This window comes from Arcicella rosea (assembly GCF_014204325.1).
Classification (GTDB): domain Bacteria; phylum Bacteroidota; class Bacteroidia; order Cytophagales; family Spirosomataceae; genus Arcicella; species Arcicella rosea_A.
The window spans coordinates 1-12477 of record NZ_JACHKT010000008.1 but is presented as its reverse complement, the minus strand read 5'-3'; the positions used below and the strand labels follow the sequence as shown (position 1 = coordinate 12477).

The window sequence follows — 12477 nt, the reverse complement described above, 5'->3', positions numbered from 1 at the left end:
GTATCGAATGAACGATTTAGTGGTAATTCAAAAAAGTATGTAAAAGTAAAATATTTTTTGATATTTTACTTTTTTTAAAATACCCAAAAAAACTTTGAGTTTATAAAAGCTTGTATTTTAAATATTTAATGGGACAAATGTGTTTTTTGCCATTAACCATGATAGAATTTATTGAGATAAATGCTAAATTAAGCGTTTCTGAATATTAAAAACTATCAATTCTTACTTTTACTCAATATTATAAATTATGCGTATTACTACTAGAATTCAGCTGATGTTCATGATGTTCCTAATGTTTAGCACATGGGGAGCTTGGTACGGTCAAATGGGTAAATATCTTTTTACTACTTTACACGCAAATGGCGACCAAATAGGAAGTGCCTATGCTACTTTTTCAATTGCCTCTATTTTTGCACCTTTTTTTGTAGGGTTAATCGCAGACCGCTACTTTTCAGCTCAGAAAGTAATGGGTGTTTTAAATTTATTAGGTGCTGTAATTTTATATTTTCTGATTCAAACAAAAGACCCTGATACTTTCTTTTGGTATATTTTGGCTTACACTTTGACTTTCGCTCCGAATTTGGCTTTGTCTAGTTCAATAGCCATGAATCAAATGAGAGCCCCAGGTAAGGAGTTCCCTCCAATTAGAGTATTAGGAACGGTTGCTTGGATTGTGGTAACTAATATTGTTGGCTATTATGAGATTGGCGATAAAGTAACAATCTTCCAAATAGCCATGTTTACTTCTGTGGCTTGGGGAATTTATGCTTTTACTTTGCCAAATACACCACCAAAAGCTACGGGTACAGCTTCTGTTTCACAGATTTTAGGAACTGATTCTTTTGTGCTTTTCAAAGACCGTTCATTCTCAATTTTCTTTGTTTCTTCTGTGTTGGTTTGTATTCCTTTGGCTTTTTATTATGCACATGCAAATTTGTCATTGACGGAATCGCACATGACAAATGTTGAAAATAAGATGTCATTAGGGCAAGTTTCGGAAGTGTTGTTTATGCTTTTAATTCCTTTTGCTTTGCAGAAATTTGGAATTAAGAAAATGCTGATTGTTGGTTTAATAGCTTGGATTATTAGATTTGTATGTTTTGGTTATGGTGATGGAATTTCGTCAGAATGGATGTTATATTTAGCCATTGTACTTCACGGTGTTTGTTATGACTTTTTCTTTGTAACTGGTCAGATTTATACTGATAATAAAGCAGGAGAGAAGATTAAGAATTCGGCACAAGGTTTAATTACTTTGGCAACTTATGGTATTGGAATGGGAATTGGCTCTATTCTTTCTGGAAAAGTATTGTCAAATTATACAAATGGTGAAGTACATGACTGGACTTCTGTTTGGATGGTTCCAGCAGGTATTGCAGCCGTAGTGCTAGTATTATTTGTCATTTTCTTTCACGATAAAAAACAGACAAACAGTTAACGAAATATTTTTTATTAGATAGAACGTTTATTTAAAGAATTATATAATTTGACAAACAAATTCTTTAGATAAGCGTTTTAGATAATGTAATAAAAACAACTGTTTTGTCTCTATTTAATCCTTATTATTATAAATACCTACCTACAATTATTTGAAAAAGAGCCTTTGCAAGCTTATATCCTGCTTTTAAGTAATTCAGATATTTTTTTTAAGGCATTTTGTAGCAAATATTTTCAAAGCATTTATATTTGTACCCTACAAATTTAGTTAGTCATAATTTGTTAGTAATTGAATACACATATAGTTTTATTATTGAAATGCGAAAAACTAAAACTATAAGAGTATAACTTGGAATTTAACACAATTAAAATATCCTAAAATAAGTCAACTAAAAGATAAATACTAATACTTTTTGAGCATTAGATTATTTAACCCCAGAGAAATGAAAAGAATTGAAGACAGAGTAAGAGTACTTATTGTAGAAAGAGGAATGACATTACTACAATTGGCAACTCAATCAAAAATTACAGAGGCTACTTTACATGCTATCTTAAATAGAAATGATGCGAAGTATTCTCAATTAAGAAGAATGGCTGAGACTTTGAGTGTTAAAGTTGCTTATCTGACAGGAGAAACAGACTTACCTTCAATGTCGGTAGTTCATGAATCTGAAGCTGGATATGTTGCCTTGAAAGCTGGTGACGTAATAGCAATGCAAAAACAAATTATAGAACTACAGAGCAAATTGCTTACACTTAATACGCCGAAGGATTAAATGTAAAGTAATATCCTTCTAATATTAGTAATCAGAATATTGAATTCAATATTCTGATTACTAATTGTTTATCTATTGAATTTATCTTTCAATCGTAAAAGAGGAGATTCTATGAAGCGGAATGATAATTCACAAACCAATATTGTTAAAGCAATCACCAACGTGTATAGAAGGACGTTAAAAACAGGAAGACTTATTGTATCGCCAATAAAGTAATGTATTGCATTAATACAAAAAACTATTACAGCTGAGTGATATATATAAATTCCGTATGAAATCTTTCCTAAGTAATGAATAATCGGTTTTTCAAGGTTTAAAATTGTATTTGGATTTGCCGCTACATTGATAATGAAGTAGCAAAAGAAAATACCATGAAATTCAAGGTTGAAACCCGGAACATACACATTAGAGCCAATTATTAAAACAGTAATCGTGTAAACGATAACCTGAGTACTTTTCTTGAAAAGAAATGATAAAATCCTTTCTTGTTTACTAAAAACTAAATACGCACCAATTCCGCCAATTACCATTGTTAGAATCCTGAATTGACTAAAAAATAAGGCTAAGTTTTCATAAATTTTATCTTTAGTCGCTACTGGCAAATCGCTGATTTTTAAGAAATAAAAAGACGTGCTTCCTACAATTGTTACAAATACAGCCACTACAATTAAGAATGATTTAAAGGGGTTTTTTCGCTTGATAATCCAAGGCCAAATAGCATAAAATTGCTCCTCAATACCTATAGACCAAGTTTGGGCACATAAATATGGTGCTCTGAAAAAGACAAAACCTATATTGGGAAGGAAAAGTAAAAAGAATGGAAGTCTTTTATAAAAATTAGCATCGTAGTAGAAATCATCACGAAATGGACCATTGAAAAAAGGAATTTCAGGGAAAACAAAAAAGGCAAGCAATACAATAATATAATACAAAGGCCAAATTCTTAGAATCCTTCTGACGTAAAAATTCTTGGTTGAAATATCCCCTCTTCTACTTTTTTCACTTAATAACAAATAGGTAATCAAAAAACCACTCAGTACAAAAAATAAGCCTACACCCAATTTTCCCATATTTTTAATGATGTAAAAACCATAGAAATGTTCTAAGCCCATCATATATTTTATTTGTTCGGTATGGTGAATTAGTACTGAAAATGCGGCAATAAAACGAACGCCATTCAAATTAGGAAAGTAAACTGGTTGATGAGAATTTTGCATCATTTGGGTTATTAATTAATGGGTTTTCAAGATTCATGCTTTCGATGATGTTAAGCATTTATCTGATAATTTTATAGATAAACCATGTTTCGTTATGATTATGTGATGGATTCAATACATAAGCAATGTTATCTATAAAGCTTGGCTCAATATTGGTATCGTGTTGTAGTTTTGGAAATATTTTTTTCATCATAGCAAGCCTTGCTTCCAAATCTGCAGAACCTACAATGATTAAATAATTTGGATATACTTTTTTACCTGATTTTAATTCATTGGGCAATGCTGCCAGTTTTTCAGGACTATCTACTTCATAATAGTCTAATCGTTTATCTAAATAGAAAATAGCAACTGGTTGAGATGCTTGAAAATTTTGAATAACAAAATTTTGTAAATCGCCTTTTTTTCTGAAATAGTTCATACTTTCTACTCTTGAACGCTTTGTATAAGTTACAGAAAGAATACAAAGTAAAATTGTATTCAATACAATAAACCAATAGACTAATACTTTGGTCGTAGTTCTAAACCAAGTTTTAATCTGTAACGTCTCATAAATATCTCGGAAACCAATTACTCCTAAAATTAAAAAGAAAGGAATAAAAGGCAGGATGAATCTTTCTTGCTTGTTTGGATAATATGAATGAAAGGCGAAGAAGAACAAGGAAGCTAAGAATAACATTCGTCTATTTCCAGCTTGTGTGGCTGTTTTGAAATATCCTGCAAAAAATAGGAGAGAAGATAATCCTAAACTCAAACCAGCCATTGTGCCGATATAGCGATGCCATGGGCCGTTAGGATAAATTTCTATATTTTTAGCATCTGCATTGAAGGTAAAATAAGCTTTAATAGAAGCAATCGGATTTCCCCAATAGATATAATCGAAAATTCCTTGTGTAAGTAAGTAAAAACCAACACAGCCGAGACCAAATAAAATGGCTTTTTGCCAATTTGTTTTGCTTAATAGCCATGTCAAACCTACAGTAAAAGGAATAAAAACGATTTGATAACGAAATACAAAAGCGATGACAAACCAAAAAGCTGCTAGAAGAACGGATTTGTTGTTAAGTTTTTGATTTACAGCATAATAACAGCCTATTAAGAGTGGTGGAATACAAACAAATTCTCTTAAATTTCGTACAGACATAAAAGGGAAAACCCAAAATACAGCCAGTAACAATCCTACGATTTTTGCATCGTTTTTGCGATTACTTAATCGTTCCGTCAGTTTGTAACCGTAATATATGCTAAGAAGTGAAAATAAACTATTGACAATTCTTGCGAACAACATTTTTGTTTCTGGGTTGGTTGTGCCAAACCATTCACAAATTCCAAAAATCGAATAATGAATATAAGGATAAATTAAGCTGAAAAGATAGGCTTCGCCATTCACCAAAAAGTCTTGTGTAAAAGGAGAATCAACTTTATCCAGTAAATTTTGGGCAAGTACAACTACTTCGTAGTGGTCGTCAGTGAAAGCATAACCTTTTGAAAAAATGATTGATAATACTCTAAAAAAAAGACCAATCAATAATATTTTTCTGAGATTTAAAGACTCTAAGTATTGTTGCATAATGTAATCACCTAAAAATGTTTTGCAAAATTAAACATTTTACAGGCAAAAATGAAACAAGATTAAGCATCTAGTAAGATTCTGAAAGTAGTTCCTTTATTTAATTCAGATTGTTTTACGAATAGTTTTCCATCATGGTAATTTTCAATGATACGTTTGGCAAGCGTTAAACCTAAGCCCCAGCCTCTTTTTTTTGTACTAAAACCTGGGTCGAATACTTTACTTAGATTTTGTTTAGAAATGCCTTTACCACTGTCTTTAATGTCGATGGCAATTTTATTATTTTTGGTTTCGCTCAAAGTGATTTTTAATGAACCAACGCCACCCATTGCATCTACCGCATTTTTACAAATATTTTCAATAACCCATTCAAATAAATAACGATTTACATTAACAGTATTACGTTGATTGAGTTGATTATCAAGCGAAAAAACAACTTTTGTCGAAATTCTTTTTTGTAAATACGACATAAAAGTCTCGATGGTTTCAATAATATTTTCAGGTTTCAATACAGGAATTGAGCCAATATTTGAAAAACGAGTAGTGATAATATCGAGCCTGATAACGTCTTTTTCTAATTCTTTTACAATTTCTGGGTCGTATTGTGGGTCGCTTTTGAAGTATTCAACCCAAGCGGTAAGCGATGAGAGAGGAGTGCCTAATTGATGAGCCGTTTCTTTCGCCAAACCCACCCAAACCTGATTTTGTTCTGAACGTCTCGACGCATCAAAAAATAAATAAGCCGCCAAACCAAAAACCAATACCACAGCCAATTGAAAAAGTGGATAGTAACGAAGTAAATCAAGTAAGCGTGAATTCCCAAAATAAATATATTCTTTGTGGAGTGTCATATCAAGCTCAATCGGGGGATTATCGTCTCTGATGATTTCTTGTAGTTCTTTTTGTAGGAAAGTCTGTTTTCCTTCAGAACTCAACCCTTCTGGCATTTCGATATTTTTTGCCGTTAAATAGCCAGTTCCGTCTTTGTGAATAATAGGAATCGTATTGTTTTCATTTGATTTTTTAATTTTTTCAAAGAAGAAATTTACATCTTGATTCGGGTCGCTGGTCATGGTATATTTCAAAGACTCAGCATACAATTCAATTTGCTGTTTTTCACGTTCTTCAAGTTTTGAAACAATTTTATCGGTGAAGTACAAAGAAAATATACCCACAATTAAACAAAAGCCCAAAAAAGCTACTTTCCACCAAGTATTACGGCTATAAATATCTACGGATAAAATCATAAAAATGTGTTAAGCGAAGGGTTTTAGCGTGAAATAATCAATTTTCCACTAGTTCTTAACGCCAAATCTACTGCTTTATTTTTTAAAATTAAACGATAAACATACGTTCCCGAAGGCAAGTAATTGCTTGTAAAATCTTTACCTTCCCAAATGATTTCGTTAATGCCAATTTTGATGGAATTATCAGGTCTTACCAAGGCTACTTGTTTGCCAAGAAGGTTGAAAATTTCAATATAAAATTCATCAGGAATGCTTTCTCCAGCTAATTCAAGGACAAACTTGGTAAACAACTGAAATGGGTTAGGAAATACTTTAAAAGCCATCAAAGTATCTTTTGGAAGTATTCTAAAAGAAATTTGATAAGGACGATTACCCGCAAAATTTCCAGCAACATCTTGTGCTTGAACGGAAATACTTAGCGTGTCTTTAGGTAAATTTTGTGGAAAATAGTCAATCAAGAAAGTATTTGTCAAACTATCTGTTCGCCAAGTAATATCATTTTGACTGAAATAAACTTTTTTGAATGCACAACTTGAACAGTACTTTATCTTTAAATCAATACCATTTGTATCTTTTTTTAAACGAAAAATATTCTCGTCTTTCAAGGCAATTTTGATGAAAGGTTTAGCAGAAATAACTTCATATTGTTGAATTTGTCGACCATCGAAAGTGACGGATAAAATGGGGTTTATTTCGTCAGGAATTACTCTGAAAGTATGATAAATGGAATTATTTAGATAAGATTTTTCTGGTAAAATTTCGGGATTAAAAGTAAGACTAAAAGTGTTTTCTCCTAACCAGCCCGCAGTTTGAATTGGCAAATTTACCTTAACAGAATCTTGACTTTTTAGTGGTTTTACTTTAAAACTTTTCACCTCCTTTTTATTCAAAAATGTGTTTGTAATTACTTGTTTGACGCTGATTGAATCACTAAAGTCTTTATTAGAAATATTTTTTAAAGTAGCCTGAATCTTAAAATTTTCATATTCTTGTTTATCAGAGAGTTTGATGTTTTCTACTTCTGAAAGAATTCCTTCGGGCGGACTTTGATAATGCACAATCAGGGATTTTAGCTGTGGTGATTTCCCTGAGAAATCAGTGTTTTTTAAGTGAAATTTGATTTTTAAGAAAGGAAATTCCTTTGCATTGATGGCACTGATATTAAAGGGATTTCGCTGAATATTTTCTGCTAAAATACGTTCTTCTCCTTTTAAATTGACGCCCAAAATATCATAAGAAAATGTTTGATACTCATTTTTTTCGACATCAATCAAAATTTCTTCCCATTTTGAAGCTACACCAATAAGTGGCGAAGTAATTGTTCCAGTATCAAAATTATCGTTAATGGTATAATTTTCTAAGCTTAAAATCTGTGTGTCGCCACGCTTATTGACATCAGGAAACAGTTCTAATAAAGCTTTTTTTGCCCCTTTTCTACCGATAACTAAAAAGGGTGAACCTTTTGTTAAACGCTTAATTTTATTGGTATCAACCCCAATTTCAATAAAATTTTTCCTGAATTCACTCGTCCAATTTTGATATTCTACATGTCCAGAATTCCAAAGCATTACATGATTTCCATACTCTGTAGCCGTAAAATAATCTTTTAAATCACTTGAAAATTCTTCCATTGAAAGATAATTGACGGCATAAGGAGTATAGCCACAAACCAAACTTGGAATAACAGCGTAGGGGCGTAAAGCCCGATTGAAAGCCACAGCATTGAGGTTATACCAAGGATAACAAACGCCATCGCTAATCAAAATTTTATCGTTCAGAATTATGGAATTTGCTCTGTGAGAACGTGGAACTCCGCTGTTTGTTCCATAGATTTTAGCGGATAATGTAAGTGATGAAGTATGGAATTTCCATTGAGTATTTTCCAAATAAAGACGTTCGTCAGTCACGGATTTAGATAATTGTGGAAAGCTAAACTGAGCAAAACCTTCAGGGCTATTTTTAAGAAATAGGAAAGAGTTTTCTATCCAATTATCACCTTCTTTTTTCACTCGCCAATAATATACAGTACTGTCTTTTTCTAAGATGTTATGTTTGAAAGATAAGAAGTTTTGATAAGGTAAAATGATACTTTTTTTATAAACAGAAAGAAATAAATGATTAGTATCTATTTCGAAAATAATATTAGAATTCTCTAAATTATAAGGTATTTGTATTTGAAAATCAATGACTTGTTTGTTTTTAATACTGAAGTTTTGAGGATATAAAATAATGATGTTTTGTGCTGGAAAATTGTATTCTAGTACGGAAGTATTATTGTTTTCTTGGAGTTCTGAAATATAATTATTGTAATCTAATATTACTTCAAATCGATTGTTGCCAACACTTGCTAATTTGTCGTTTGGGATGTTAAAATAGATAGTATCCTGAAATGAAATTTCTTTCAAAAACGTATTTTCAAAAAGTACTGTTTTCCCGTTTGGATATGTTCTTTTTACTTGAATATTCAAGGGGTTTATATAAACTCTTCCTAAATTTTTGATGATAATTCCAATGGTTAATGAGTCTGAAAATAGCCTTGGATTTTCTTTATGTTTATCCAATAAAATAGCAGTATTATCAAGGGCAAAATCTGGTTTGTTTGCAGGGAAAAGTACAATAGCAGGGTCGCCTTGTAAAGTGAATTGCTGTGCATTCGCTAGTTCAAAAGCTGAGTTTGGAAATTTTTTCAAATAACGATTAATGCTGTTTTGCATAATTGTTCCAAAGGCTTTATCAACATAAATACTGTCTTGAAAAAGCGTTTGAAATAATTCGTCGGAATATGATTTTAAGCTAAAAGAATAACTCAGATAGCTGTGTGCTAAAAACAAAATTGCACCTCTTTTGGGTGTGTTTATCCAGTCGGTTCCAAAAGAATTTTGTGAAGCAAATAAATCACCCGCATTACAGCCATTCACCAAAATGAAAGGATACTTTCCTTGATTTTTATAGCCAAATAAATCATTAGAAACATAACCAATATCCATATCGGTTTGCTGTGAAGCCGAATGACCAAACATCGTAATCATTCCCACGCCTTGATTTACTTGTTCCGTAACATTGATAAATTCAGTGGGATTATCAGTCTTTTTTGCAAGTAATTGTATTTGTTGCCCAAGGAGTCCATTCTCACTAATTCTCTTCAAATCAATAACATAATCTTTAAACGTGTTGAGTTCAAAAACACTCCTTCCACCAGACATCATTAAGGATTTTTTTCGCCAAAGTTCATTCATTGGTTGGGCTTCATGTTCTTTCACTTTCTCCAAATAATCTAAAACTGTTTGGGGATTGTTAGTAGCTAAACGCCCAACTGGAATGTTTAATTGAGGGGCGTTGGAATTCATCCCAAAAGGAATATCTCCACAAGGAAAACCCCAAGTAGGCACTAAATCTAATTGATAATCTAAAGAATTTTTTCTGGCTTTTTGTGGATAAGTAGCCGTTCCAATGATAAAACAGAATTGTGATTTTTCCGTGTTTTTCATAAAAGCTAAAAACCGCTGAATTGCCAGTGAATTTTTATCCCCATAAGTAAAATAGTTATATAAAAAGTCTGTCGTTACGCATAAAGTATCATATTTTCCACCTTTTTCAGAAGCTCTATAATTGGCATATTCTTGAGTCGATTGAAGTAATTTTTGAGGTGTAATTATCAAGAAATTGGCTTTAGTTTTTGGCAATTCTCTAAAGGATATTTGTTCGATGGCATCAAGTTTTTTGATTTGATTACTTATCAAAATATGTTGTCCATTGGTTTGAAAAGTAAGAGTAGAATCACTTTGCTGAAAATCAATTTTGATAGGATTGAATTTATCAGAAATGTCATAAACAAAAGCATTTTTTGGCGGATTTTGAACGATAATCAATCTTTCTGTTGATGCGTTAGGTAGAAAATGAAAAACCTTTTCATTCAAACCTTTCATCTGGAAGCTTTGTGGATAAGTAATTTTCAAAAATGAAACTGAATACTGGTCATTTGATTGGCTAGAAAGTATAGATATTTGATTTTTATCCGCTTTAAAAGCTACTTCTTTTTTATAAAGTTGAGTAAAGTAATTATCGAAAAATAAACTATCTACAAGCTTATTATTAAGACTGATTTGTAAACGATGTTTTCCTTCTGAACGTCCTGAAAAGAGTATCTCAATCTTTGGTTTGGACGAACTGTTTTTTATAAAATTTTTAAGTTCAAAATCAAGGATGAGTTTACTGTTTGGCTTTTGAATTTCACCTGTCCAAGCTTTGCCAAAGCTGTAATTACTGTTTAAAATACCCGTGGAAAGCGAAGAGCCAACAGGTTCTGGTTGACCTTCAGAAAAGGAAGAAGTAAATATTTGTAAATCTTCTTCTAAATGAAATTCTTCTGGTTTTAAGTTTTTGAAAGGATTTTTTTCTTGAATAAATATTCTTTTATTTTTCTGATTATCAATGCGATAAGTAACAAAATAAGAAGCTGTATCTGTAAATAAACTATAATTCAAATGCGGTTGAGCATTTCTGGGTTGATACAAAAGAGAATCTAAAGAACCATCATTATTTTCAGCATAGAATTCCAGATAATTCTTTGCTTGAAATATTGTATCATTGGCGTGCCTAACTGAAATAGCTACTTCCTTTCCATGTCTGAATATTTGTATTTTTTCAGGATGGATGTTTTCTGGAAAACCTACTTTTTGTAGTGCTTCAAAGCTAATTTGATGAATACCTTTTTGAGTAATTTTGAACTTGAAATATTGTTGTTGAGGATTAATCCATTCATTGCCAATTACTTGTGCAGAAATGGTTGAATCGAGAAGATTTAAAAGAAGTATCAAAAATATTAATACTGTCTTGTAGATTGTAGCTAATTTTCTCATACTTTTATTAGTAGAATTCTACCCTAAAATACAAAAAAATGGCTTATCAATTCATCTCTTCCTGTAATTTTTCTTTCATTCCAACATCCGAGTTCAATTTTACTCGATTTTTCTTTAATGAACCCGAACATTTGCAACAACAGGGTGGGGAAGAAGTATATACTTTTTACTGGAAAAATATTGAAAATCAATTGCTTGAAGCTCGTTTTTCGGTCATTATCTTAGCTGGAAAAGGTTTTAGTCCTTTACGAGCAACTTTTGGTGGAATAGAATTTAGTGAAGTACTTCCTAAAGAATCACTTTTTAGATTTATTGAATTAGCTTTCAATACTTTGCTAAAACTTGAAAGTTTACAAATCACTTTTTGTCCAGAAAGTTATTTTAACATCAATCAGCGAGAAGCACTAGATTTTTGTTTTGAGAAATTAGCCTTCAAGCATTGTACTGTTGACCAAAATTTTGAAATAGTGATAACTGATTTGAGTTTTTACGAAACACTAAAATCTCAGCGACATAAACAACTTTTACGGAAATCGCTGAAGAATAGTTTTTTCTTTCGGGAAGAAAAAGAGCCTGATTTAGCATTAATTCATAATTTTATTACTCAATCAAGAGTGAGGAAAAATAGAAAAATGACAATGACTTTCGTGGATTTAAGGCAAAGTGTTGAGCTATTTCCAGATAATTTTAATTTTTTTTCAGTCTCGCACGAACAAAAAATAATTGCTGTTGGAGTAACCGTTAAAATTACAGACGAAATACTTTATACTTTTTACTTGGCAGATGATGAAGATTATTTAAAATATAGTCCTACCATTTATTTAATTTCAGGTATTTACGAATATTGCCAAAGAAATAATTTTAGATTATTAGACCTTGGAATTGCTACTGAAAAAGGGATTTTAAACAAAGGATTGGCTCAATTTAAACAACGTTTAGGGGCAAAACAGTCGCTTAAAAAAAGTTTTTTAGTACAGTTTTAAAAATAAATAAAAAATAATTGAGATTGGACGAATCCTTTTTGTCAAAATTCTCGTAAATACATTTTAAGAAGTAAAATGTTAGTCTTTAGCGGACTAATATTTATATTTTGGTGTGTTAGTGGCAGTATGGCGAATCTCTTTGAGGTTCGCCATATTTTTTTGATTAGATATTTGAATAAAAATAGATTGCCTCTCTGTTTTTCCATACAAAATTTTGGAAAATTCATTCTTCTCAAAAGAAACTCCTTGATTGATATATTTTTTCAGATATTCTGTGCTTCTTTAACAGTTTAAATAGGTTAAACGCATTTAAATATTAAAGAGCATTTCGATTAGATATTGGTCATTCCAACCTGCCAATTTCCTTCTACTTTTAATGCTTTCTTTATCG

Annotated in this window: 7 protein-coding genes; 3 read left to right on the top strand and 4 right to left on the bottom strand. The window is 31.4% G+C overall.

Translation table 11 applies throughout. The annotated features are described in order from the left end of the window. The first annotated feature begins 247 nt into the window (after positions 1-247). Both HNP25_RS07075 and HNP25_RS07070 read left to right on the top strand, forming a co-directional pair. Positions 248-1438 carry a nucleoside permease gene (locus HNP25_RS07075; protein WP_184132491.1) on the top strand — a complete coding sequence of 397 codons (1191 nt, stop codon included), beginning with the start codon at positions 248-250 and terminating at the stop codon, positions 1436-1438. Between the two features lie 442 nt (positions 1439-1880). After that, positions 1881-2213, top strand: a complete 333-nt coding sequence (locus HNP25_RS07070) for a helix-turn-helix domain-containing protein (RefSeq protein WP_184132488.1) — start codon at positions 1881-1883, stop codon at positions 2211-2213. A 68-nt stretch (positions 2214-2281) separates the two neighbouring features. Here the strand turns inward: HNP25_RS07070 and HNP25_RS07065 are convergent, their stop codons facing one another. From HNP25_RS07065 to porU2, 4 genes are all read right to left on the bottom strand, one after another. Continuing rightward, positions 2282-3433 (bottom strand): acyltransferase family protein, encoded by a 1152-nt coding sequence (locus HNP25_RS07065; RefSeq protein ID WP_184132485.1) that lies wholly within the window; start codon positions 3431-3433, stop codon positions 2282-2284. Positions 3434-3488: 55 nt separating this feature from the next. Continuing rightward, positions 3489-4997 carry a glycosyltransferase family protein gene (locus tag HNP25_RS07060; RefSeq protein WP_184132481.1) on the bottom strand — a complete coding sequence of 503 codons (1509 nt, stop codon included), beginning with the start codon at positions 4995-4997 and terminating at the stop codon, positions 3489-3491. Between the two features lie 62 nt (positions 4998-5059). Beyond that, positions 5060-6244, bottom strand: a complete 1185-nt coding sequence (locus HNP25_RS07055; protein WP_184132477.1) for a sensor histidine kinase — start codon at positions 6242-6244, stop codon at positions 5060-5062. Between the two features lie 23 nt (positions 6245-6267). Beyond that, a complete protein-coding gene (gene porU2 / locus HNP25_RS07050) occupies positions 6268-11103 on the bottom strand; it encodes a putative type IX secretion system sortase PorU2 (RefSeq protein ID WP_184132473.1) in 4836 nt (1611 codons plus the stop codon). 38 nt (positions 11104-11141) lie between these two features. Between porU2 and HNP25_RS07045 the strand changes: the two genes are divergently transcribed. After that, on the top strand, positions 11142-12086 hold the full coding sequence (locus HNP25_RS07045; RefSeq protein ID WP_184132468.1) for a hypothetical protein: 945 nt from the start codon (positions 11142-11144) through the stop codon (positions 12084-12086). The last annotated feature ends 391 nt before the right edge of the window (positions 12087-12477 follow it).